This is a genomic window from Aquimarina gracilis, from assembly GCF_035285365.1.
Classification (GTDB): domain Bacteria; phylum Bacteroidota; class Bacteroidia; order Flavobacteriales; family Flavobacteriaceae; genus Aquimarina; species Aquimarina gracilis.
On the sequence record NZ_JAYKLX010000003.1, the window covers coordinates 348833 to 374172 of the forward strand.

General features: G+C 35.1%; 25 protein-coding genes and 1 tRNA gene. 14 read left to right on the plus strand and 12 right to left on the minus strand.

The window, feature by feature from the left end; translation table 11 throughout:
* Positions 1-20: 20 nt before the first annotated feature.
* The 5 genes from porK to U6A24_RS07570 all read left to right on the plus strand — a co-directional run bounded on the left by porK (position 21) and on the right by U6A24_RS07570 (position 5709).
* Positions 21-1397, plus strand: a complete 1377-nt coding sequence (gene porK, locus U6A24_RS07550) for a T9SS ring complex lipoprotein PorK/GldK (RefSeq protein WP_324179336.1) — start codon at positions 21-23, stop codon at positions 1395-1397.
* Between the two features lie 74 nt (positions 1398-1471).
* Positions 1472-2098 carry a type IX secretion system motor protein PorL/GldL gene (porL, locus tag U6A24_RS07555; protein ID WP_324179337.1) on the plus strand — a complete coding sequence of 209 codons (627 nt, stop codon included), beginning with the start codon at positions 1472-1474 and terminating at the stop codon, positions 2096-2098.
* Positions 2099-2141: 43 nt separating this feature from the next.
* On the plus strand, positions 2142-3689 hold the full coding sequence (gene porM / locus U6A24_RS07560; RefSeq protein ID WP_324179338.1) for a type IX secretion system motor protein PorM/GldM: 1548 nt from the start codon (positions 2142-2144) through the stop codon (positions 3687-3689).
* Between the two features lie 14 nt (positions 3690-3703).
* Complete coding sequence (gene porN, locus U6A24_RS07565) at positions 3704-4594, plus strand: type IX secretion system ring subunit PorN/GldN (protein WP_324179339.1); 891 nt, start codon at positions 3704-3706, stop codon at positions 4592-4594.
* Positions 4595-4665: 71 nt separating this feature from the next.
* Positions 4666-5709 carry an NAD(P)/FAD-dependent oxidoreductase gene (locus U6A24_RS07570; RefSeq protein WP_324179340.1) on the plus strand — a complete coding sequence of 348 codons (1044 nt, stop codon included), beginning with the start codon at positions 4666-4668 and terminating at the stop codon, positions 5707-5709.
* Here the strand turns inward: U6A24_RS07570 and U6A24_RS07575 are convergent.
* Entirely contained in the window at positions 5704-6090 is a 387-nt protein-coding gene (locus U6A24_RS07575; RefSeq protein WP_324179341.1) for a DUF983 domain-containing protein, read from the minus strand. The two genes, U6A24_RS07570 and U6A24_RS07575, sit on opposite strands and share 6 nt — an antisense overlap.
* A gap of 58 nt (positions 6091-6148) precedes the next feature.
* Between U6A24_RS07575 and U6A24_RS07580 the strand changes: the two genes are divergently transcribed.
* From U6A24_RS07580 to U6A24_RS07615, 8 genes are all read left to right on the plus strand, one after another.
* Positions 6149-8068, plus strand: coding sequence for an ABC-F family ATP-binding cassette domain-containing protein (locus tag U6A24_RS07580; protein WP_324179342.1), 1920 nt, complete (start codon positions 6149-6151; stop codon positions 8066-8068).
* A 225-nt stretch (positions 8069-8293) separates the two neighbouring features.
* The gene (locus U6A24_RS07585; protein ID WP_324179343.1) at positions 8294-8752 is read left to right on the plus strand and encodes a MarR family winged helix-turn-helix transcriptional regulator; all 459 of its coding nucleotides are present in this window, start codon (positions 8294-8296) and stop codon (positions 8750-8752) included.
* Between the two features lie 175 nt (positions 8753-8927).
* Positions 8928-10082 carry an efflux RND transporter periplasmic adaptor subunit gene (locus U6A24_RS07590; protein ID WP_324179344.1) on the plus strand — a complete coding sequence of 385 codons (1155 nt, stop codon included), beginning with the start codon at positions 8928-8930 and terminating at the stop codon, positions 10080-10082.
* Positions 10082-13303 carry an efflux RND transporter permease subunit gene (locus tag U6A24_RS07595; RefSeq protein ID WP_324179542.1) on the plus strand — a complete coding sequence of 1074 codons (3222 nt, stop codon included), beginning with the start codon at positions 10082-10084 and terminating at the stop codon, positions 13301-13303. Before U6A24_RS07590 ends, U6A24_RS07595 begins: the two co-directional genes overlap by 1 nt.
* Positions 13275-14645, plus strand: coding sequence for a TolC family protein (locus U6A24_RS07600; RefSeq protein WP_324179345.1), 1371 nt, complete (start codon positions 13275-13277; stop codon positions 14643-14645). The genes U6A24_RS07595 and U6A24_RS07600 overlap by 29 nt, the downstream gene beginning before the upstream one ends.
* A 6-nt stretch (positions 14646-14651) precedes the next feature.
* Positions 14652-14834 carry a CPXCG motif-containing cysteine-rich protein gene (locus U6A24_RS07605; protein WP_324179346.1) on the plus strand — a complete coding sequence of 61 codons (183 nt, stop codon included), beginning with the start codon at positions 14652-14654 and terminating at the stop codon, positions 14832-14834.
* 103 nt (positions 14835-14937) lie between these two features.
* Positions 14938-15010: transfer RNA gene (locus U6A24_RS07610), tRNA-Met, on the plus strand.
* A 591-nt stretch (positions 15011-15601) separates the two neighbouring features.
* On the plus strand, positions 15602-15874 hold the full coding sequence (locus tag U6A24_RS07615; protein WP_324179347.1) for a hypothetical protein: 273 nt from the start codon (positions 15602-15604) through the stop codon (positions 15872-15874).
* Positions 15875-15996: 122 nt separating this feature from the next.
* Here U6A24_RS07615 and U6A24_RS07620 read toward each other — a convergent pair whose 3' ends face one another.
* Positions 15997-16872 carry a mechanosensitive ion channel family protein gene (locus tag U6A24_RS07620; protein WP_324179348.1) on the minus strand — a complete coding sequence of 292 codons (876 nt, stop codon included), beginning with the start codon at positions 16870-16872 and terminating at the stop codon, positions 15997-15999.
* A gap of 76 nt (positions 16873-16948) precedes the next feature.
* On the opposite strand from U6A24_RS07620, the gene corA reads away from it, so the two are divergent.
* A complete protein-coding gene (corA, locus tag U6A24_RS07625) occupies positions 16949-18016 on the plus strand; it encodes a magnesium/cobalt transporter CorA (RefSeq protein ID WP_324179349.1) in 1068 nt (355 codons plus the stop codon).
* 48 nt (positions 18017-18064) lie between these two features.
* Here the strand turns inward: corA and U6A24_RS07630 are convergent, their stop codons facing one another.
* The 10 genes from U6A24_RS07630 to rimK form a co-directional block, all read right to left on the minus strand.
* Positions 18065-19207 (minus strand): saccharopine dehydrogenase family protein, encoded by a 1143-nt coding sequence (locus tag U6A24_RS07630; protein ID WP_324179350.1) that lies wholly within the window; start codon positions 19205-19207, stop codon positions 18065-18067.
* 57 nt (positions 19208-19264) lie between these two features.
* Positions 19265-19855 (minus strand): DUF6134 family protein, encoded by a 591-nt coding sequence (locus U6A24_RS07635; RefSeq protein ID WP_324179351.1) that lies wholly within the window; start codon positions 19853-19855, stop codon positions 19265-19267.
* A 7-nt stretch (positions 19856-19862) separates the two neighbouring features.
* Positions 19863-20273 carry a hypothetical protein gene (locus U6A24_RS07640; protein ID WP_324179352.1) on the minus strand — a complete coding sequence of 137 codons (411 nt, stop codon included), beginning with the start codon at positions 20271-20273 and terminating at the stop codon, positions 19863-19865.
* A gap of 123 nt (positions 20274-20396) precedes the next feature.
* Positions 20397-21740, minus strand: a complete 1344-nt coding sequence (gene gdhA, locus U6A24_RS07645) for an NADP-specific glutamate dehydrogenase (protein WP_324179353.1) — start codon at positions 21738-21740, stop codon at positions 20397-20399.
* A 111-nt stretch (positions 21741-21851) separates the two neighbouring features.
* A complete protein-coding gene (locus tag U6A24_RS07650) occupies positions 21852-22094 on the minus strand; it encodes a hypothetical protein (protein ID WP_324179354.1) in 243 nt (80 codons plus the stop codon).
* 19 nt (positions 22095-22113) lie between these two features.
* On the minus strand, positions 22114-22467 hold the full coding sequence (locus tag U6A24_RS07655) for a hypothetical protein (protein WP_324179355.1): 354 nt from the start codon (positions 22465-22467) through the stop codon (positions 22114-22116).
* Positions 22468-22647: 180 nt separating this feature from the next.
* The gene (locus U6A24_RS07660) at positions 22648-22902 is read right to left on the minus strand and encodes a hypothetical protein (RefSeq protein WP_324179356.1); all 255 of its coding nucleotides are present in this window, start codon (positions 22900-22902) and stop codon (positions 22648-22650) included.
* 11 nt (positions 22903-22913) lie between these two features.
* Positions 22914-23330, minus strand: a complete 417-nt coding sequence (locus tag U6A24_RS07665) for an NUDIX hydrolase (RefSeq protein ID WP_324179357.1) — start codon at positions 23328-23330, stop codon at positions 22914-22916.
* 25 nt (positions 23331-23355) lie between these two features.
* The gene (locus U6A24_RS07670) at positions 23356-23943 is read right to left on the minus strand and encodes an SET domain-containing protein (RefSeq protein ID WP_324179358.1); all 588 of its coding nucleotides are present in this window, start codon (positions 23941-23943) and stop codon (positions 23356-23358) included.
* Complete coding sequence (rimK, locus tag U6A24_RS07675; RefSeq protein ID WP_324179359.1) at positions 23940-25328, minus strand: 30S ribosomal protein S6--L-glutamate ligase; 1389 nt, start codon at positions 25326-25328, stop codon at positions 23940-23942. Before rimK ends, U6A24_RS07670 begins: the two co-directional genes overlap by 4 nt.
* Between the last annotated feature and the right edge of the window lie 12 nt (positions 25329-25340).

A 25340-nucleotide genomic window follows, 5' to 3' on the forward strand; every position in this document is an offset into this window, starting at 1 on the left:
ATCTTAACCTAAAACACGTTATGAAGAAATTTGTATCACTCTTTGCTATTTTAGCATTGCTCTACAGTTGTGGCAAAGGAAGCCGCGGTGAACTTGTAGGAGCACAAGGAAAAAAATGGCACCCGCAAAAACCATATGGAATGGCGCTTATCCCCGGAGGGTCTTTTATTATGGGTAAATCAGATGATGACAAAGCTGCATTGTCAAATGCACCAACAAAGATGGTTACCGTTCGTTCTTTCTATATGGACGAGACCGAAATTACCAATAGTGAGTATAGACAGTTTGTAAATTGGGTTCGAGATTCAACAGTTCGAATGAAGCTGGCTATTATGGCAGATGAGCTAGGTAAGGCTCCTGGTGATGATGGTATTGGTGAATATGCATTCTTAGATGCGGACACAGAGAACATGTCGGTTTACGAAAAATATATGTACGATAACTATAGTGGTACAGGTACTACTGGTTATGAAGGTAGAGGACTTAATAAGGATATAGATATTGAATGGGATATCGAAGATTATCCAGATGAGTTCTATGCCGAAGTTATGGATACATTGTATATTCCATTAGAGGAATCATATAACGGAAGACGTACGTTGGATGTAAGTAAATTTAAGTTTAGATTTACTTGGATGGATATTCAAGCAGCCGCACGTGCCAAAAAAGGAAGAAGAAAAGACTTCGTTAAAGAAGAAGTAATCGAAGTATATCCAGATACTACAGTTTGGATTAAAGACTTTAGTTACTCATATAATGAGCCTATGCATAATGACTATTTCTGGCATAGTGCTTACGATGACTACCCGGTAGTAGGTGTTTCTTGGGAACAAGCAAAAGCCTTCTGTCGATGGAGAACTATTGAAAAAAATACCTTTCAAAAGAAAAAAGGTAAAGAGTTTGTGAACTATTTTAGACTACCTACCGAGGCAGAATGGGAGTACGCCGCAAGAGGAGGTCTAGAATCAGCTACCTACCCTTGGGGTGGACCTTATGCTTTGAACGACAGAGGTTGTTTCTTGGCGAACTTTAAACCTCTTAGAGGAAACTATGCAGCAGATAATTTCTTATATACCGTAGAAGCCAGAACATTTGACCCTAATGATTATAATCTTTATAACATGGCGGGTAATGTTTCTGAGTGGGTACAGTCTTCTTATGATCCATCAGCATACGATTATGTATCATCAATGAACCCAAATGTCAATGATGATGAGAATAAACGTAAAGTAGTACGTGGAGGATCATGGAAAGATGTTGCTTATTTCCTACAAGTGAGCACTAGAGATTATGAATACGCAGATTCTGCTCGAAGCTATATCGGATTTAGAACTGTTCAGGACTATATGGGTACTGACGCTACTGGAGAAGATAATACGCAGAATCAGCAAAACTAAGTCCCAAAATTCTATCAACTTAATTACTAACCCTTTTTTTAACATTTAGATTTAAAAAACAAAACAAATTTATTATGGCAAATTCAAAAGCAAGCAAAAAATTAATGAACATGGTATACGGTCTAGGAGCGGCCGTAGTTATCCTTGGTGCACTTTTCAAAATTATGCACTGGCCATTTGGTAATGAAATGCTTATTATAGGTCTTGTTACAGAAGCATTTGTATTTACTGTTTCTGCATTCGAACCTGTAGATGATGATTTAGATTGGTCTCTTGTTTACCCCGAATTAGCAGGAGGAAATAAAAGAGATAAGAAGAAAGACGAAACTCCAGAAGGATTATTGTCTAAAAAATTAGACGATATGCTTAAAGAAGCTAGAGTAGATTCTAGTTTAATGAGCAGCCTTGGTGAAAGCATCCGTAACTTTGAAGGAGCAGCAAAAAATATTTCCCCTACAGTAGATGCTATTCAAGGTACTAAGAAATATAGCGAAGAGATGGCTAATGCAGCTTCTCACCTAGAATCTTTAAATAGTTTATATAAAGTACAGTTAGAATCTTCTGCAAAGCAAGCTGAAGCTAATCAAGCTATTGCTGATAATGCTACTGCACTTCAAGAGCAAATGAAGAGCCTTGCTAGTAACCTTTCTTCACTTAATGGAGTATATGGTGGTATGTTAACTGCAATGAACAGAAGTTAACAGTAATTAGTATTTTAATAATAACTACCAAAATTTAAGAAGAATGGCAGGAGGAAAATTGTCCCCAAGGCAGAAGATGATTAACCTGATGTATCTGGTTTTCATCGCAATGATGGCATTAAACATGTCAAAAGAGGTACTATCAGCTTTCGGTTTGATGAACGAAAAGTTGGCAGAATCTAATGTTATCTCTACAGAGCGTAATAATTCATTTATGGCTGGTCTGGCTGAAAAAGTTTCAGAACAACCAGAGAAATATACCCCGCTTAAAGAAAAAGCTGATCAAATTAGTACACTTTCTAATGAATTTAATGCTTATATAGATCAACTTAAAACAGAAATTACTCAAGATTTGAGCGATCCTACGGATTATGAAACTATGGATAAGTCTACAACTCTTGATGAGAAGTTTTTTAAAGGTGGAAAAACATCTGCAGAAGCTCAGACATTTCTTGATAATATAGCTAAGTATAGAGATGGAGTTTCGGCAGCAATTAAAGAAGTAAAAGAAGTTGATGCTTCTGTTGCAAACGATGTTGAAAAAACATTCTCTACTAGTGATGTAAAAGACAGATCTGGAGTAAACAAAAAATGGTTAAACTATAATTTTGAAGGTTTCCCATTGGTAGCTTCTCTTACAAAGCTTACGCAAATGCAAGCTGATGTAAAAACTACCGAAAGTAAAGTGCTTTCTGCGTTATTAGCAGGGCAGCAAGCTTCAGAACTTTCATTTAGTAACTATGAGGCAATTGTAGTTGCAGATAAAACCGCTTTCTTTAGTGGAGAGAAGTTTAAAGGTAGAATCGTTTTAGGACGTTTTGATGCTACTTTGAAACCTACCAAGGTAATGGTTAACAAAAAAGAGCAGACAGAAATTCAAAACGGTCAAATTATGCTTGATTTCCCAGCTGGAAATGTTGGAGAAAGAAACATAGAAGGTGAACTTGAATTTAAAGAAGGGGATTCTATTGTGAAGATTCCTATTAAAAGTTCTTATACCGTAATCCCAAGACCAAATTCTGCTGTAATATCTGCAGATAAGATGAATGTTGTATATCGTGGTGTAAACAACCCGATGACAATTTCTATTCCTGGTGTGCCTAACGTTAATGCTTCTGCTCCTGGATTAAGAAAAACTGGAGGAGCTGGTAGATATATGATGAATGTAACTACCGTAAGAGCTCGTGAAGTAAGTATTAAAGTAAGCGGTAAACTTGCAAATGGTACTACCGTAAGTGATAGTAAGAAGTTCAGAATCAAAGATATTCCAAGACCAGTTGGAACTGTAAGAGGTGAAGATGGATCTATAAAAATGGCAAGAAATGCATTAAACATTTCATCTATTGGAGCAATCTTACCTGATTTTGATTTCGATATCAAATTAAAAGTTACTGGATTTAAATTTAAAGTAGAAGGACAACCTACTGTTAGTGTACGTGGAGGAAGACTAGATTCAAAAGCTAAATCTGCTTTACGTAAGGCAAAAAGAGGTTCTTCGGTACAAATTATTGATATAAAAGCACAGTTAACTACTAATGCTGGATATAAGTTAAAGAAAATATCTCCTGTTATTGTTGAGTTAACGAATTAAAAACTTATTTAGTTATGAATTTGAGAAATTTTGTATTAACCGTTTTTGGTCTATTCATTTCGATGATTTCATACGGGCAAATCAATGTTTTAAATGCTGATCAGCCTAGTGATATCGGAAAAAAGACCCAGGAACAGATCTTATATGATAACGATCACCCTTTGGAGTATGCCTATGTTGATAAACGTGATGTGTTATGGGCAAAGACTACTTGGGAAACTATTGATCTTGATGAACGTATAAATTTCCCATTGTATTATCCTATTGATACAAATAACATTGGTGTAAATCGTCGTTCTTTGTATGATGTTTTGGTAGCAAATATCAAAAACGGAAAGATCAAGAATATTTATTCAGATTCATATTTTACAGAGACTCGTACTTTCGAAGATCTTCAATCTACAATGTCTAAGATAGACACTACAGATTTAGGATATGAGCAGTACAATGCTGGAGAAACTGTAGACCCTCAGTATATTAACAGAAGAGATATTACATCAGCAGATATTGCAGAGTATAAGATTAGAGGATATTGGTATTTTGACAAACGTCAGGGAGAGCTAAGATATAGATTGCTTGGTATAGCACCTGTTGCTCCCGATGTTAACTTTATCGATGATGATGAGCCAGATATGGTAGCATTATTTTGGGTTTGGTATCAAGACGTGAGAGAGATTCTTCATAATGCATCGGCATTTAACAGAAGAAACACCTCTATGCCATTTACACTAGATCATATATTAAATGCAAGACGATTTAATTCGATTATCTATAAAGAAGATAATGAACAAGGTGACCGCGAGATAAAAGATTATATTGTGGATAATGCCTTGATGCAACTTCTGGAAAGTGAAAGAATTAAAGAGAGTATTCGAAATTTTGAAATGGATATGTGGAGTTACTAAATACTTCTATATCTAAATAAGTTATATAGAAAACGCCCAACTATAGTTGGGCGTTTTCTTATTTTTGAACTATGATAGATTATATTATTGTAGGATTCGGTTTAGCTGGATTGTCATTTGTTGAACAACTAGAAGATAATAACAAATCCTATCTTGTTTTTGAGAACAACTCTCAGAGATCTTCAAGAGTTGCCGGGGGACTTTATAATCCCGTAATTTTAAAACGTTTTACTCCGGCTTGGAGTGCTAACGAGCAGCTTCAAAAAGCACTTCCGTTTTATAGGCGTATAGAAACAAGACTGCAGGAATCTTTCGTTAAAGACCTTTCTATAGTAAGAAGGTTTAACTCTATCGAAGAGCAAAATACATGGTTTGAAGCTTGTGATAAACCAATATTAGATCAGTTTCTTTTACCAGAATTAATTGAAAATACTAATAAAGCGCTAGATGTTCCCTATCAATTTGGGAGAGTGAAACATACAGGGAAAGTGGATCTTAAAAAGATGTTGTCCTTGTATTTAAACTATATTGATCAAAAAAAACGTTTGGCAAATGAATCGTTTAACCATGATCAGTTGCTTGTTAAACCCGATTTTGTAGAATATAAAAATGTAAAGGCAAAGCATATAATTTTTGCTGAAGGTTTTGGAGTTAAAAACAATCCTTTTTTTAACTATTTACCTTTAGTAGGAAATAAAGGAGAGTATATTATAATTAAGTCTGAAGCTTTAAAATTGGAAGAAGCGGTAAAATCCTCTGTTTTTATTATTCCTCTTGGGAATGACACCTACAAAGTAGGGGCAACCTATAACAATCAAGATAAATCTCCGGGTACAACAGAACAGGCAAAAAAAGAGATAGAAAACAAATTAGATAGTTTCTTAAAAGCCAAATATGAAGTAATAGATCAAGTAGCAGGCATTAGGCCTACAGTGCGTGATAGAAGGCCATTAGTAGGAACGCATCCCGAATTTATAAATATTCATATTTTAAATGGTTTAGGAAGCAGGGGGATACTTATAGGTCCAACAGTTGCACAACACCTCTATAACCTTATCGAAAATAAGAAGCCTTTGAACAAAGAGTACAACATTAAACGTTTTGAGAAACTATGATAAGCTCTTTTCTTTGTTGTAATGCATAAAGAAATTAATCCAAATATTTCTAGATAACCTCAGTATAATAGGTAAGAATACAACAAGTGTAGCTACTATTGATAGAAATGTATTCATAAGGTTAAATCCAAGAATAAGGTTAGAAATTGCAAAAGCAGCAACCGCAAAGGCAATTCCAACGGCATAACTTACATACATCGCACCATAAAAGAACGAAGGTTCTATCTTGTATTTGGTATTGCAATGGCTGCACCTCTCGTTCATTTTAAGAGTCTCTCCTAGCTTATAAGGATTCGATTCCTTGTACATACTTTCGCTTTGGCATACTGGACAAGAACCAGTAAAAATGCTATAAATTTTAGTCCCTTTCAATAAGTTCATATGTGATTTTTATGCTAACACAAATTTAATCATCTTTGCACAAAATATTCAAAAGCAGATGTTAAACATACATAACTTGTCGATTTCCTTTGGAGGAGAATTTCTTTTTGAAGAAATAAGCTTTATGCTTAGTGCTGGAGACCGCGTTGGTCTCGTTGGGAAAAATGGAGCAGGGAAATCTACGATGCTTAAAATTTTATCTAAAGAGCAGGAGCCAGATTCAGGTCAAATTGCTATGGATAAAGAAGTAAAAATAGGGTTCTTAAAGCAAGATATAGATTTTGTGCAAGGCCGAACAGTGCTGCAAGAAGCACATGAGGCTTTTATAGAAATTAAAAAAGTAGAACATCAAATAGATGTAATCAATAAAGAACTTGCAGAAAGAACGGATTATGAAAGTGAAGGCTACAATCAATTGATAGCCGATTTAAGTGATCTTACACATCATTATGAAATCATTGGCGGGTACAACTATCAAGGAGAGACCGAAAGAGTATTACAAGGTCTTGGGTTTGTTAGAGATGATTTTAATAAGTTAACCGATACTTTTTCGGGTGGATGGCGAATGCGTATCGAACTTGCCAAGCTTTTATTACAGAAGAATGATGTTTTATTGCTCGATGAGCCAACAAACCATCTTGATATAGAGTCCATTATTTGGCTAGAAAATTTCTTAAAAACATATCCAGGGGTCGTTGTTATTGTTTCGCATGATAAAATGTTTTTGGATAATGTAACCAATAGGACAATCGAGATTTCGCTTGGCCGTATTTATGATTACAATAAGCCTTATTCCAAATATCTGGTACTTCGTAAAGAAATTAGAGAGCAACAATTGGCTGCACAAAAAAATCAATCCAAACAGATTGAACAGACAGAAAAGCTAATAGAAAAGTTCAGGGCCAAAGCCAGTAAAGCTTCAATGGCGCAGTCACTAATAAAAAAATTGGACAAGATTGATAGAATTGAGGTTGATGAGGATGATAACGCTGTTATGAACATCAAGTTTCCAGTAAGTATTCAGCCAGGAAAAGTGATCATAGAGGCCGAAGGTGTTGGAAAGAATTATGGGGACAAAGAGGTTTTGAAGGATATTGACTTATTGGTCGAACGTGGATCCAAGATAGCCTTTGTAGGTCAAAATGGTCAAGGTAAGTCAACCTTAGCAAAAATCATTGTAAATGAAATAAAGCACGAAGGTGATTTCAAGTTAGGCCATAACGTGCAGATTGGATATTTTGCTCAAAATCAGTCCGAATATTTAGATGGAGAATTAACCGTTCATGATACGATGATTAATGCAGCCAACGAAAAAACACGAAGTAAAGTTCGAGATATGTTGGGTGCCTTTTTATTTAGAGGTGACGAGGTGGACAAAAAGGTAAAGGTGCTATCGGGAGGAGAACGTAATCGATTGGCACTATGTAAAATGCTTTTGCAGCCCTTTAATGTTTTGGTGATGGATGAGCCAACGAATCACTTGGATATAAAATCCAAAAATGTGCTTAAAGAGGCTCTTAAAAGTTTCGAAGGAACTCTTATCCTGGTATCTCATGATAGAGATTTTTTACAGGGCCTTAGCAACACTGTTTACGAGTTTAAGAATAAAAAGATTAAAGAGTATCTGGGTGATATAGATTTCTATTTAGAGGAAAGAAGAATAAATGACCTAAGAGATATCGAAAAAAAGGATAAACAAGAAAAACAAGTTTCTGAAACGAAAGAAACGGCAAAACAATCCTATGAGAATCAAAAAAAGCTAAAATCTTTAAATAATAAACTTAGTAATCTCGAAGCGAAAATCAATAAACTCGAAAAAGAAATCAAAGAGATAGATACAGAATTGGCTATAAATTATGATCAAACCATAGCGCAACCCAACTTTTTTGATTCCTATCAGGCAAAAAAAGATGAGTTGGATACCTTAATGCAAAACTGGGAGACAATTCAGGAAGAAATAGAGGTAATTACAAACTAGTAAATTACAGCATCATTTTTTAAGGAATTTGTTGTTTTAAGCATAGAAAATTAGGATATTCTTATTTAGGAAACTCCTTAATTAAAAATCCTTAAAAGTGCCCTTTGTTACCTTAAAGTTAAGTTAGGAACCTCATGATACTTTTACGATATTTTTATCGTTAGTTGCAGGTACAACTAGATTTTTATAGATATTTTTGTATCTGAAAATTAAACAACAGTATTTATGAATAATACAAAAGCCATCGATTTAAACGCTCATGCATTATCATGGGTAGGTAAGATTCACTACGATTTTGGATTTTTGGTTCAAAAAGCTTTTGGCGAAAATGGATTGGATCTTTCAAAAGAGCAATGGAGCGTACTTAAACGATTAAATGTAAACGATGGACAACCCCAAAATGATTTAGCTTTTATTACACACAGAGATAAAACCTCGATGACTCGATTGGTGAATACCATGGAAAGTAAAAACCTGGTCGAACGTAAAAGTGATGAAAATGATAGAAGAGTTAATAGAATTTTCTTGACAGAGTATGGAAAGGAAGTAATTCAAAAAGTGCAACCAATTATGTATGACTTGATTCCCGCAGTGCAAGAAAGCTTGAATGAAGAGGAAATAGAGACATTAATTACTGCTCTTAAAAAGATTAAAGCAAAGATTGCTGATCTTGCTGAAAAATAAAATAATAGATAAATTTTATCCAAAAAAACATCTGCTTTGTAGATGTTTTTTTTGTTTTGGTATATTAGTAAGCAAGTAGTGTTAATTTTTATGAGTTCTTTAACTGCAACCTAGATCGGTTGTTGATAGTTTTGTGTAGCTTTTGTGTAATAAAGCTTAAACAAAAAAAAGCCCTATGAGAAAAATAATACTTTCTGTTCTTGGATTATTGTTAATAGTCGGTGCTGTTTTTTTGGCCGGAAAAATAATCGATAGCAAAACCAGACCAAAACCAAGACCAGCAAAAGTGATTAAGACGGTTTTTGTAGATACCATTCAAAATCAAACAGTCCCTATACAAATTTCTGCAAATGGTAACCTTACCGCAAAAAGAAGATTAGAATTGTATGCCGAAGTACAAGGGATTTTTAAAGGTGGGGCCAAACTTTTTAAAACAGGTCAAACCTATCGCAAAGGGCAATCATTAATTCGAATTGACGCTTCAGAATATTATGCAAGTGTGCAATCTGCCAAGAGTAATTTGTACAATCAGATTACGGCAATAATGCCAGACCTAAGATTGGATTATCCCGAGATTTATGATAAATGGCAAGCCTATCTTACTAGTTTTGATATGAACAAAGCTACTCCAAAACTACCTGAAACATCTTCTGATAAAGAAAAATACTTCATTACCGGGAGAAACATTTACACCTCATATTATAATGTGAAAAACCTGGAGCAGCGCCTGGCAAAATATACGATTTCTGCACCATTTGATGGAGTACTTACCGAAGCTCTTGTAAACGAAGGAACATTAATTCGTCAGGGTCAGAAATTAGGAGAATATATAGATACCGATGTTTATGAGATGGAGGTTGCAGTGGGAAAGGAGTACGGAGACCTTTTGAAAGTGGGTAAACCGGTAGCGCTTTCTAATCTTAATAACACTAAAAATTTTACAGGTACCGTTACCCGAATTAATGGTAGAGTAGATCAAGCAACCCAAACGATCACTGCCTTTATCGAGGTAAAAGAACCTTCATTAAAAGAAGGGATGTATCTAGAAGCAAATTTGGATGCCAAGAAAGAAGAAAATGCAATCGAAATTGACAGGAGTTTGCTTCAGGAAGGAAATAAAATCTTTGTAGTGCGAGATAGTATTCTTGATGTGGTTGATGTAAATCCAGTTTATTTTTCGGATAAAAAAGTAGTGCTTAAAGGTGTGCCCGATCAAACTATAATTCTGTCAAAAAGCGTCCCGGGAGCATATGCAGGTATGCTAGTTTCTGTATACGGTACAAAAAGAAGTGCGCCTTCAAACAAGGTTAACCGTAATGCCGTTCAATGATGAGAAAAATAATAGAGTATTTTATTAAGTATCATGTGGCTGTTAACGTAATTGTTATCGCATTTTTTGTCTTTGGGATCGTGGGGGCGTTGTCCTTAAGGTCTTCATTTTTTCCGTTGGTAGATTCCAAAACGATAAATATTAATGTTACGTATCCCGGAGCCTCGCCACAAGAAATAGAAGAAGGAGTTGTTCTTAAGATTGAAGATAACCTTAAAGGGCTAGACGGTATAGAACGTGTTACCTCTACTTCAAGAGAAAATAGTGGAACCATTACCGTAGAGATTACAAAAGATAAGAACATCGACTTTATGCTTTTGGAAGTAAAAAATGCGGTGGACCGAGTACCTTCATATCCGATCGGAATGGAACCATTGGTTGTGGCAAAACGAGAAGAAGTACGACAAACGATAAGTTTTGCTGTGAGTGGTGATGCGATTCCCTTGGCGACATTAAAGCAAATAGGAAGGCAAATAGAAAATGATTTACGTGCTATCGAAGGGATTTCTCAGATAGCTATTACAGGGTATCCAGAAGAAGAAATTGAAATTGCTGTAGACGAGAATAGCTTACTGGCTTATGACCTTACTTTTAATGAAGTTTCTCAAGCAGTGGGTAATGCTAATATTTTGGTTACCGGAGGTAACATTAAGACCAATGCCGAAGAATACCTGATTCGAGCCAATAATCGATCCTATTATGGTAATGAGCTGTCAAATCTTATTGTGCGGGCAGATGCTACAGGTAAAGCAATACGACTTAAAGACGTGGCACAGGTTCGCGATCGTTTTTCAGAAACACCTAATGCTTCCTACTTTAATAATGATCTATCTGTGAATGTCACTGTAACCAGTACTAACAGTGAAGATTTAATCTCTTCTGCAGATAAAGTAAAAGTATATATTGAAGAATTTAACCAGAAATATAATAATGTACAGCTTAATGTGGTTCGGGATTTATCGATTACCCTTAATCAACGTACCGCACTACTAACCGAAAATGCTATTATTGGTATGATTCTGGTATTGGCGTTTTTATCCTTGTTCCTTAATACCCGACTTGCCTTTTGGGTGGCATTTGGGTTGCCCGTAGCATTTTTGGGAATGTTTATTTTTGCCGGACAATTTGATGTTACCATCAATGTATTGTCACTTTTTGGAATGATTATCGTAATCGGGATCCTGGTAGATGACGGGATCGTTATTGCCGAAAATATTTATCAGCATTACGAAAAAGGTAAAAGTCCGGTACAAGCAGCTGTTGATGGTACTATGGAGGTGATTCCGCCTATAGTTTCGGCAATTTTAACTACAGTTTTGGCCTTTTCAACATTTTTGTTCCTGGATGGAAGAATAGGAGAGTATTTTGGAGAGGTTTCTACCATTGTAATTCTTACCCTTGTTGTTTCGTTGGTAGAAGCATTAATCATTCTTCCTGCACATTTAGCACATTCAAAAGCATTAAAGCCTAAGAACAATACCCCCAAAACGGGTATTGGTAGATTCTTTTCAAAAATGAGGCGTATCAATGAATTTGGAGACAGAGTTATGAGATGGTTACGCGATAAGATTTATAGTCCGGCCTTGCTGTTTACCATTCGAAATAAAGTACTCACTTTTGGTATTTTTGCGGCGGCTCTAATTCTGACCATCGGTTCTATTGGCGGAGGAATTATTGGAGTTACACTTTTTCCAAGAATAGCTAGTGATACGGTATCGGTAGACTTGGGGATGCCTAACGGGACCAATGAAAAAGTGACCGATTCTATCATTTCATTTATAGAAGAAAAAGCATGGATCGTTAATAAAGAATTAACCAAAGAGTTTTTGAAAGACGAAGAATATGCAGGAAAAGAGTTGTTTGTGAACATTATAAAGAATTTAAACTCTTCTTCTAACGCGTCTTTAAGTATTAATATGTTACCAGGGGAGCAGCGTCCAGACGAGGTTAATTCGGGACTTGTGGCTAACCGCTTGCGCGAAAAAGTGGGTCCCGTGTTTGGGACAGAGCGATTAATTTTTGGATCAGGAGGAAACTTTGGGGGTAGTCCCGTTTCAGTTTCTTTACTTAGTAATAATATCCAGGAACTTAAGGCCGCCAAGGTGGAGCTAAAAAAGATTTTAGAGGATGATCCAAGATTAAAAGATGTAGCCGATAATGATCCTGCAGGAATTAAAGAAATACGACTCGAACTTAAAGAAAATGCTTATTTATTAGGGTTAGATTTGCGTAGTGTGATGAATCAAGTACGATCTGGCTTTTTTGGGGTACAAGCGCAACGTTTTCAACGAGGACAAGATGAAATCAGGGTTTGGGTACGCTATGATCGAGAGAATAGATCTTCAATTAATGATCTGGATGAAATGCGAATTGCTACACCATCAGGAGAAAGAATTCCTTTAAAAGAAATAGCCAATTACACTATCCAAAGGGGAGACGTAGCCATTAACCACCTTGAAGGAAGGCGGGAAATTCAGATCTCTTCAGACCTTAAAGATCCCAGTCAGAGTGCTACCGATATTCTTAACGAGATTAGAACCATAGTAATGCCTGAATTGCAAGCCAAATACCCAACGATCACAGCTTCTTTTGAAGGGCAAAATCGAGAGGCATCAAAAATTTCAAAGTCTGCAGGAATCGTTTTTCCGATTATATTTTTCTTGATTTATGTAACAATTGCATTCACATTTAGAAGTTATAGCCAACCCTTGTTGTTGCTATTACTCATTCCTTTTAGCTTGACTGCTGTAGCCTGGGGGCATTATATACATGGGTTTCCTGTAAACATTTTATCAGCTTTAGGAATTATAGCATTGATAGGAATTATGGTAAATGATGGGCTGGTACTTATCGAGAAATTTAATAGCTTCCTCAGGCAAGGACTTACATTTAACGATGCTTTGTATGAAGCAGGCCGATCGCGTTTTAGAGCTATATTTCTTACTTCCTTAACCACGATTGCTGGATTGGCTCCTTTATTGTTGGAGAAAAGCCGACAAGCACAATTCTTAAAACCAATGGCCATTTCAATTGCTTATGGTATTGGATTCGCCACGGTACTTACACTATTAATGTTGCCGCTATTTTTATCTTTTAGCAATAATTTTAAAGTAGGTACGAAGTGGTTGATCACCGGAAATAAAATCACAAAAGAAGAGGTAGAACGCGCTATAAAAGAACAAAAAGAAGAACATGAGCAGCAACCCGAATTGCAGGTATAGTTATGCAGTTGTTTTCAGCTTATTTCTATTGGTAATTTCGGGAAATGTAACTGCTCAGAAATTAACAAAAGAAGAAGCCGTACGATTAACACTAGAAAATAACTTTGGAATATTAGTAGCAACCAATAACATTGAAGTTGCCAAAAACAACAAAAATATCCTTAACTCTGGCTATTTACCATCATTAACAACCAATGCCGGTGCAGATTATCAATCACAGACCAGTAATACGGGGTTTCAAGGAGCAATAGATCCAAATACAGGAGAACCCAGACCAGATATCGAAATAGAAGATGCCGAAACACAACGTTATAATGCCTCTTTAAGCCTCAATTATACATTGTTTGATGGGTTAGGGCGGTATTACAATTATAAAAGACTCAAGGAACAATACAACCTAACAGAGTTACAAGCTCGAGAAACGATTGAAAATACAATTTTGCAGTTGTTTACGGTCTACTATGAGATTGCCAGATTATCTGAAAATGTTGAGATCCTTGAAGAAACACTTCGTATTTCGAGAGAAAGAGTATCCAGAGCCAATTACCAGTTTGAATATGGGCAAAATACAAAGTTGAATGTTTTAAATGCCCAGGTAGATGTGGCCAACGATAGTATTAATTTACTAAATACCAAACAGCAATTAATAAATACCAAACGAGATCTTAATGTTATTCTTGCAGATGATCTTGAGAAAGGATTTGAAGTAGATACTATAATAAAGTTTATCCCCAAACTAATATTAGACGGATATCTTGAAGAGGCTGCCGAAAATAATGTCACCTTGTTACAGAATGAAAGTAATATTCGCATTAGTGAGTATGATATCAAGGTAAGTAAATCAGGTTACCTGCCCACGGTAGGCCTTAATGGTTCGTATGGCTGGAATGAAAACCGAAACCCACCATCTGCATTCTTCCCTGGAAATGTTGCCGATACCTATACGTTAAGCGGAGGAGTGAGTCTTACCTGGAATCTTTTTGATGGAGGCGGAACGATAACCAGGGTCAAAAATTCAAAAATAGCATTAGACAACCAGGAAATTGCCAAAGCTCAAATCACTAAAGAGGTTGAACGTGATATTGCAAATGCCTTTGGGGATTATAAAAACCGATTAAGTGTTTACAAAATCCAGCAACAAAACGTTATTACCAACCAAAACAACTTTGATCGCTCTCAGGAACGTTTTAAGCTAGGGCAAATTACCTCTATAGAGTTTAGACAGGCGCAGATTAATTTGATTTCTGCAGAAACAAATTTGAACGGAGCAAAATACGATGCAAAAATTGCCGAGCTACAATTGCTACAGCTTACCGGGCAGTTATTAAATATAGAGTTTTAAGAAAATATGTTCGAACACTTTTTTCAATGCCCATACTGTTGGGAGGAGATCTCGATGTTGTTAGATCCTTCTGTAACGTACCAGGTGTATGTAGAGGATTGTGAGGTGTGTTGTAATCCCATTGAGCTGCATCCAAGGTTTGAAGCGCAACAATTAATAAGTTTTGAAGCAATAAGTATCGAACAATAATTTTTATTACGCTGATTTGAAGTTACTTGAAATCTTTTTGTGATTTTTTAATGAAAATAGTGTTGTATAAAATAAAAATGGTTGTATATTTGCCGTCCAATAGCGCGGGATAGAGCAGTAGGCAGCTCGTCGGGCTCATAACCCGAAGGTCACAGGTTCGAGTCCTGTTCCCGCTACTAAAAAAAGCTAAAACATTGATATTTAATGTTTTAGCTTTTATTTTTTTACATAAATTCTCTTAAAATAGACCTTTTTTACTCTAAAAATAGTGCGACTTTTATTTTCTCTACCCGAAGGTCGCATACTAAAGTTGTATTCTTGTATGTGGTTTTAAGTATTTGTTATCCAGTTGATTATATTGTTTTTGTTAGGGGTTTGAGTCAACTTATTTAATATTGGTGGGGGGATTGGGTGGGGGGATTTTTGTAAAATATGATCAAAAAGATGTGTTTATACGAAAAATTAGGTTGATCTACTATTAGGCTTGATTCGTTTTTTCTGGGTAAAATCGTGTACCGGAAATTTCTGTTTTGACTTTGGGAACATATTTTACTAGTTAATATACCTTTTGTAGGTAATCTAATTTGAGCAAAGTTTTATCGAAGATATTAGGGACAAGATTTAGGATTATAAAAAATAATATTAAACTATCCATATGGAAAATTTAGTCTTTGATACTTTTCAAAATTGAAAGTCTAAAATTTATCGGAGACATGTGACTTTTAGTTCGAAAAGGTGTCAAATAATAAAACATTAAATAATTCGACATGGAAAAAGTAAAAGTAGATTTTAGATATCTAACACCAGAGTTAGTATCCAAAATAGTTGCAGCCTATCCTAATGGATTTGCAAATAGTGATGTAATGACTTTTGCTTGCGCTGCAAATGAAGATATTGAAATGATAAAATTGGAAATCGATGACACGTTATATTTGATAAAGAAGTCCGCTATTGATGATGCTGCAGAGTTATTTGATGATAATTATTTTTCATCTCTGCAAAGAAAAGATGAAGCTTGTGATGCCGAGTTTTGTGAATAGTTTTAGAACTAAAACCTAAAATTTGATTTAGAATAAATAGAAGTTTTTTGATTGATGTGATGACACAATCCCCCTAAAATAGCGGATTGTTTGAGGCTGGAATCCCCCTTTTCAGCCTCTTTTTATTTTGGAAAAGCAGTAATTTCTATCGCAGCAGAAGCAACTTCAATTTTTCCTTTAGATTCTTTGATGGCTGTCAATATTTTATCGTAAAGGAAAGATTTAGTGCTTCTTCTGGACTGATAATCCACTACATATCGTAGCGTAAAAGTTATCCAGTTTTCATTAAAGGACATACTAATCATCGGTTGTACACGTGCATTTTCAATGCTGTATTTACCTATCATTTTGTCCCAAGCCTTTTGAGATGAATTAGCATAATCACCGACTTCTTCCTTAAGAATTTTGAAGAACAATTCTTTTGCATAGGTGTAGTCTCCGATGGTTTTGATAGGAATTTTTATCTCATCCCACAAAAATGGAAAATCCCCAGAATAATTATACACAGGCTCTTTAAAAACAAAGCTATTAGCTACTCTAACCATCTTACCATTATACAAGTCTCCGTCTACCCAATCTCCAACCTGCATTAAAGTAGTTCTTAACATTCCCACATCTATTACGTCTCCTTTAATACCACCGAGCTGTACGCGATCTCCAACCCGGTAAAAATTACTGGTAAAAATTGCGATATATCCTGCAATACTAACAATCACTTCTTGAAGTGCAAAAGCAATACCAGCTCCAGCAACACCTAGTGCTGTTCCAATACCAGAAAGTTGAGCGTTAAAAATTAATAGTATTCCGAATGCAAAAAACAGGTATCCTAGAAAATTGATGAGTTTTTTAATTCGATACTTTGAAGAGTTGTCTTTAATAAGTTGTAACGTGGTTTTTCTTATGATTCTGACGGCAAAGAATATAACTACAAAAAGTAAGATAACATAAATGAGTTTAATAAGAATTGGATTATCAAAAAGTGGTTTAATTTTTTCCATAATTAATTCATACTAACATCTCTTGTAAAGGTACTGTTAATATATTACATTGTAGGGATGAATAACAGCAATATTTATGGAAGAAACGACACATTCATCCGTTAAAAAGACTCTTGGATTAGCTCCCGGTTCAGTTGTTTATGTAGGTAAAAAAACTTCAAGTGATTTATACATTGAAGTCTTTGATTATGATAAAACTTTCTTTGAGGAAAAGGAATTAGATCATATTGAAGATGCCTATTCTTTTATTGATTCAAAACCTATTACTTGGATCAATATAAATGGGCTTAACAATACTGAGGCTATTGAGAAAATCGGGGGATATTGCAATTTACATCCATTGATCCTAGAGGACATAGCAAATACACAACAGCGCCCTAAAATTGACGAGTATGAAAACTACTTCTTTGTGGTATTAAAGATGCTATATTTTGATCAGGATGAAAAACTAGCTATTGAACATATTAGTTTTGTTTTAGGTGATGGTTTTGTCATATCGTTCCAGGAATCAGATGGAGATGTTTTTGATTCGATTCGAAATCGGATAAGAAATAATAAAGGAAGGATTCGATCTATGGGATCGGATTATCTACTTTATGCTTTGATGGATGCTGTGGTAGATAATTACTTCAACTTAATTGAGGCGATGGGGGACAAGATCGAAGAGTTAGAAGATGAACTTTTTGAAGAAAAACCTAATGAGGACATTACCTATGATATTCAAAGTTTAAAGAGAGAAATCCTAAAAATAAGAAGGGCGGTATTTCCATTGCGTGAAGTGGTAAATCGATTAGAGAAAAGTGAACATGAGTTAATAGCGAAAAAAACACAATTCTACCTTAGAGACTTATATGATCATATCATTCAAGTATCTGAAAATGTTGAGATTTATCGAGATATGATTTGGGGATTAATGGATATGTATATGACTACCATTAGCAATAAGATGAATGAGGTAATGAAAGTACTTACCATTATTGCTACCATCTTTATTCCATTAACGTTTTTGGCGGGTATCTATGGAATGAATTTTGAAAACATCCCTGAGCTGAAATACAAATATGGATATTATATATTTTGGGCTGTTCTTGTTGTCGTTTTTATAGGACTGCTTATTTATTTTAAGCGTAGAAAGTGGTTATAATTTAAAACTCTGTCATACTGATAAGGAATAATCCTTTTTGTAAGGTATCTATATTTTTCCATAAACAGGAGTAATGTAATCTCCCATCAAAAATCTATTAGGATCTATTTGGCTTTGTAATATAACTCCAGTATAAGACGATTCAAGTAACAATTGTGCGGATTGTATCAATGGTACTGCTGTCGTTACCTGGATTGCCCTTAGTTGGTGTTTACCAACTTTTTTTGGAAGAATTTTTCTGGAAACCTCCCTTCTGTGTAAAACCCCATCAACATCATACCCCTGTACCGCAGCATACAATATGATCTGGTCATCTTCAATATGTGGTATATGTTGTTCCATATTTTTCTGTAGCGTTCTAACAATGTCTTTTCCCTTACCAATACTTTCTACCTGATTTTGTATCCATTCATAATGCCCGGGATAGCGTATTGTTTTATAATCAAGCAAGCGTACCTTACCTGATAATGCATCTGGCAAATCTGCTGCTCCGCCAGAAGTAAGATCTTCTTCATAAGTAATTCCGTCAATAATGATCTTAGCTCGTTCTGATAGGGAAGGAAGTGTAGTTTTTTTATAATCTCGTATGACGATAGCATCTTTTATATATTCGGTTGCGACTCCAACAGGACTCCAGGTAAACCCATAATAATGTGGAGAAACTGCGTGATCAGTGAGAGCGCCTACTTTAAACTCCAAAGTATCCACCTTTTCTACTTTGAAATCTTTACAAAAATCTTGAAAAAGTTTGTTAGCTAACACGTCAATATACCCTGGAGCCAACCCTGTTTGAAGAATGAACCCGGTTTTAGCATTCTTTGCAAGGGAAATTATTTCATTGGTTTCATCAACATACTCGGTAAGATTTGCATAATGCAATTGATGGTCTTTAGCGAATTGGGCCATTTTTGGTGCCAACCCACCTGGAAGACAATCCAACAGGATGTCACACTCTTCAAATATAGTTTTCATTTCTTTTGTAATACCCTTTTCAGCAAGATGAAATGTTTTTATGGAACAAGGTTTTGTGGAACTTTCTTCTATCCATTTTGCCACTTTTTGTGCCTTATCTATAGTTCTGTTTCCAATAAAAATAGCTGGTGTAGCCGTACTCCATTCTGCCAAAATAAGTCCTACAGCTTCTGCTATACCGCCTGCTCCGGCAATGATGATTTTATGATGCTTGTTCATATTTCTGGATTTAATCTTATTATTCTGGAATAATTTTTAAAAGTTTTGATTAGTACACTATTTTCTTAATACCAAATCAAAATGAATAAGCGAGTTATGGATATTCGCTTTTACCAATTCACCGTTACTATAGAAATATTTATTTTTCTTACCACTATGCAAAGTAAGTTCATAAATACCAGCACCAATTTTGTTGATGCTTCCATTATGTCCGGTATATTCTGAAAAAACTTTTTTAATACTACCGGGCTCATCAAAGAAAAGCCGAATACCACTGTAACGAATCTTTTCAGTAAGTTTTCGTTGTTTTTTACCTTTTGTATTGAGTTCATAAATAGAGTCTAGCCATTTAATACTAGACGAGTGATGAGATTTCCCATTTATAAAATTGTTAACACTGGCGTAGGTTAATTGATTTTGATCATACATAGCCTTAATAGTGTATTTCATATGTAGATTAACCAGCAACTTTACTTTCATGTCTACATGGTAATTGTATACCAGGTTTTCTCCTTCCTTTAATTTTGAAACTTTTAATGTACCAAGTGTATCTTTTTTAGAAATAATGTCATATGTATTTGTTTGAGCAGAAATGGATAAACCAGCTATTAGTAACATTAATACGGATATGTACTGTTTTTGATTCATCTAGAAACTAATTTAATCTATTATCAAAACCATTAAATAACAAGTTATGAAGTTTGGTAAGTAAAACCAGCTCAGATTTATTTCTTTTAGAAAAGGAAGTAGCAATGGCATCTGCAGCTTCCATTATTTTTTGGCATAAGTCATCCGAAAAATCATTCGATCTGTTTTGGTAATAAGTTTTAAAAACTTCAAACGCATCTTCAGAAGTTGTTTGTTGTCTAATTAATTCCCGCATAGTTTCATAAATCACATCTTTACTTTCATTTTTATTGAAAGAATGCGACCAGTATTTTTCAACATATAATACAATCTTACGCTTTTCTTCAATCACCATCTTCTTGTCTGCCATCGCAACGGCATAAAAAAGATGGGCAAGTTTTTGATAAAACTCTTCATTTTGTAATTGTTCTGGCATCATTAATTCTTATTTTGATGAAAGATGTATAAAAATACGAAACCGCCGTAAAAAGCGGTTTCGTTTGGTTTAACAAATTAATCGGTTGTGATTTAAGATGTCAATTGAATTGGGGCTCGTTATTTTCTAAACCACTCCCTGAGCCAACATCGCATCCGCAACTTTTACAAAACCTGCAATATTTGCACCCTTTACATAATCTACATAACCATTGTCTTCAGTGCCATATTCCAAACAAGATTTATGGATATTAGACATAATTTGCTGTAGTTTTTGATCGACTTCATCTCGTGTCCAATTAAAACGCAAGGAGTTTTGTGTCATTTCCAATCCTGAGGTTGCCACACCCCCAGCATTGGATGCTTTTCCCGGCGCAAAGAGTATTTTCGCTTTGTGAAACTCAGCAATAGCTTCTGGAGTACTAGGCATATTTGCACCCTCACTCACACAAATACAACCATTTTTGATAAGGACTTTTGCATCTTCATCATTTAGTTCGTTCTGGGTTGCGCAAGGTAAGGCAATATCGCAAGGGGCCTCCCAAGGTGTCTGACCTTCATAGAATTTAGCAGATGGGTACTTCTTTTCATACTCCCTGATTCTACCTCTAACCACATTTTTGAGGTGCATTACATATTTTAATTTTTCTTGATCAATACCATCTTGATCATAAATATATCCTGAAGAATCAGATAGTGTAACCACTTTTCCTCCCAACTGGATTACTTTTTCTGCCGCATATTGTGCTACGTTACCCGATCCGGAAATAGCAACGGTTTTTCCTTTTACTGTTTCTTTTTTGGTTGCCAACATACTTTGTGCAAAATAGACTGTACCATAACCTGTAGCTTCAGGACGAATTAGAGATCCTCCCCAACTTAAGCCTTTACCAGTAAGAACCCCGGTAAACTCATTTTTTACTTTACGATACATCCCAAATAAATAACCTATTTCGCGACTACCCACACCTATATCTCCCGCGGGAACATCTGTATTTGGACCAATATGTCTATAAAGTTCACTCATAAAACTATGGCAAAAGCGCATAATTTCATTATCAGATTTTCCCTTAGGATCAAAATCGGAACCTCCTTTTCCACCACCCATTGGTAGGGTAGTAAGGCTGTTTTTAAATACTTGTTCAAAAGCTAAAAACTTAAGAATACTCATATTTACAGTAGGGTGGAAGCGTAGCCCACCTTTGTAGGGTCCAATGGCAGAGTTCATTTGAATACGATAGCCACGATTTACCTGAATTTCACCTCTGCCATCTACCCAAGGTACTCTAAAAGTAATTGCTCTTTCTGGCTCTACCATTCTAAGTAAAATATTTTTACCATCATAGATTTCTTGGGATGCTATAAAAGGGATCACCGTCTCTGCAACTTCTTGTACTGCTTGTAAGAACTCTGGTTCGTGTGTGTTTCGAGCCCTTACTTCTTCCATAAAAGTTTCTATTTTGTCTTTCACGTTTGTATTATTTTAGAAAAGTGTTGAATTATTTGCTCTAATAGGATGAATAAAAAAGCACTCACGGTTTTTTAGCCCTTTGAGTGCTTTTAATCACTAGTTGAGCTTGAATTATTCCTCTATTGAAAGTGAATCGGTTTCTTCTTCAGATTCTTCGATTTCACTCTCTTCGTTGTTTGAATCATACTCTTCTTCAGATTCTATATTTTCTTCATCTGTATCTTCTTCAGACTGAGGAGCCACTTTTTCAGTTCTTAGTGTTACTGAAGGCTCCTCTTTTTTAGTTTCTCCACAGGAAAACAAGGTCAGCGAAAAGATTATGAGAAGTATTAATATTTTGTCTGCTATTTTCATCGCTAAGATTATTTTAGATTTAATCTAACAACTCCAAATCAACAATGGTTCTAACATCATATTCTTGCTCATCACCATCTTCATCGACATCTGTTTCGGTTTCTGTAATGAAAGTGATGTTAAAAGTTTTACCCATAAACTTCTCATTACTTAGATTAAACTTCTTAAGAACTTCGGAATTAGCTTTAGCGAATAGTACTACATCCTCTTCATCTTCTTCATTGGTATAATTAAAAGTGAAGTGCTCCCCATCAAAACCATCAAATACTCCAGTGATGGTTTCTGTTTCTTCATCTGATGTCTGCGCTTTTACGGTTAGGGTGCAAAAAAATAATGCAATTAGAACGAATACTACATTTTTTGAATTTTTCATGATATGTAAGATTTAAGTTTTACTTTATTTTAAAAAACCAGATTGTTATCACTTCAAGTCTGGTGCTTTTAGTAAATCATCTCTTAGATACTTACACGTGATTGGTTGCTTATGTTATTTTCTTTACTTATGACACATTTTTGTTTATGGGGTCACATCAATTATTTAAGTTTTTTAAATTTAAGCTAGTTCTAATTTTTCAATTTTGAAAGACACAAAATCTTCATCATCATTTTGGACATATTCTGAATAAGTTATTTCAAAAGTTGCACCTTTAAAAACTTCGGATTTAAGGTCAAATTTTTTAATAACAATAGGAGCAACTTCTTCAAAAACTATAGTTTCTCCATTATCCATTAAAAATAGATAGTACCCATCAAAGTATTTCTTAAATACCCCGTACTCCACATTCTGATTAATAATAACACCGTTCATATGCATTCATTTTAATAATTAATCTTACAAGGTTTGAAAAGTGACTTTACCACTTTTCGGTCTGATTTGCCCAGGTATCCCAATGTGTCTTTCCAGTATACCCATTCAATTTTCATAAACTTATCAGGCTCATTGAGTAAAAATGATTTGTTTGCATCTTTACAAACAAAATAGTGTTTAGAGAGTTTTTGATTATTACCACAATCAAGAGTTAAAGAATCATAGTAGTCCAGATCCTGCTCTGAAAGTTGCACACCTGTCTCTTCGTAGGTTTCTCTAATAAGACCATTTTCGGGAGTTTCTCCTTTTTTTAAAAACCCGCCGACCAGCCCATATTCTAGTTTGTTGCTTATTTTTTGGAATACCAATAGTTCATCTCCTTGACACACTATCAATCTTGATTTCTGTTTGTGTTTTTTGATTTTCATAGGCGGTTAATTTGTTTCGTTGCCACTAAACTTTGTAATGGTAATTTTTTAATATGGATTCCATTTCTTTTCCTCCTTTTTCAATTTGCACTGCTAATTGCCATATTTCTTCATCCAACAATCCAATCAAAGGTTGTTTTACTTTTGATATGTATTTAAAAGCTTTTATTAATTTTTTATCCCAAGATTTATGATATTTCAATAAATCATCTGGATACACAATTTTTCTTCGGGTTCCTTCATCAATTCCCCTAAAAGGCGTATCAATATTGAGATATCCATAATCATCAGTTAGCTGTTCTCCTGGATGAATATCTCGTACAGCCAACTCAAAATTATAAGCAGTGGTAAGGCAATTGGCATTAAAACTATGATTCACAAAACGTCCATTATCCCAACATAATACCAGATTACCCAGATTGTTTTTATAAGCATACGTTTCTAAAATGTTCTTATAAATAGGTTCTAATGCTTCATATTGATCAGGGGTAAACTCACGATCAAACTTATCTAATACCCAAGTGATTGTTCCCTTAGGAATTAATTCTTTAGCTACTACACCATAACCAACTTCATCACTTATGAACCGTATTTCTGTATTGGGATGTATCATCTTTTAAATTTTAATTTTTTTTCGATAGCCTCTATCATAATATTAGCAATGTCTAATCCAGTTGCATTTTCGATACCCTCGAGCCCAGGAGATGAATTTACTTCTAATAAAAGAGGACCTTTGTTAGATCTAATAATATCTACTCCAGCGACTGGTAAATTCAATATTTTGGCTGCTTTGATTGCCAGTTTTCGCTCTTCTGCGGTGATTTTAATTTTAGATGCAGAACCTCCCTGATGAATATTCGCTCTAAATTCTCCTTTGGCTGCCTGTCGTTGCATAGATGCTACCACTTTGCCGTTCACCACAAAACATCGGATATCCTGTCCATTAGCTTCTTTAATAAATTCCTGTACCAAAATGTTGGTTTGTACGCTTTTAAAGGCATTAATTACACTCTCTGCTGCTTTATTAGTCTCTGCAAGTACTACACCTTTTCCCTGAGTACTTTCTAAAAGTTTGATGATTAATGGCGCTCCGTTGACCATTTTAATGAGGTCTTTAGTGTCTAAAGGAGATTTTGCAAATCCGGTAATAGGGATATGGATATCATTTTTAGCAAAAAGTTGAGTAGCCAATAGTTTATCTCTTGATTGTGCAATTGCTTCTGCCGTATTCAAACAATAAGCACCCATAGAATCGAATTGTCGGATTAAAGCACAGGCATAAAAAGTCATCGAAGGTTTTATTCTTGGGATAATCGCATCAAATTCATCAATAATGTTTCCCCCACGGTAACGTATTTCTGGTTCTGCAGCATCTAGCTTCATATAAGCTTGCTCAACATTAAGAAATACCATTTCGTGACCTCGGGCAATACCAGCTTCTAGTATACGCTTATTGCTATATAGATTAGGATTACTGGCCAACAATGCAATTTTTAATCCTGATTTTTCCTTAAGGAATGGTTTATATTTTATTTTAATTTCATCATCCGAAAAATTTTGTTGTGCAAAACTGATAGATGGGTTTACAATATATCTATCCATTAATGCTTCACGCCCTAACAACATTCTGAATTCCATAGCATCTCTATTAGCTAGGGTAAGTTCTATATCAAAGGTTAACTCACCTATGGTAACAGGTGTTTTGATCACAAAACGTTGTTCTGCAATCCCAGATGAGCTTTTTACCACTCTTTTATCATGAAGTTTGGTTTCACATCGAATCACAATACTTCTATTATCTTGAATAGGGTTTACTTCGAAGCGTACCCATTCATCGGTTCCTTTATGAATAAGTTTGATATTGTTTGCTTGAATAGAAGAGGTTTTTGCCCCAGAATCTACTCTTGCTTTGATTGCTGGAATACCAAATTCTTCAAAGGCACACCATTCCTCACTTCCGATTACTTTTAGTTCGTTATTTACTGTAGTTTCAATCACTGAATTAATTTC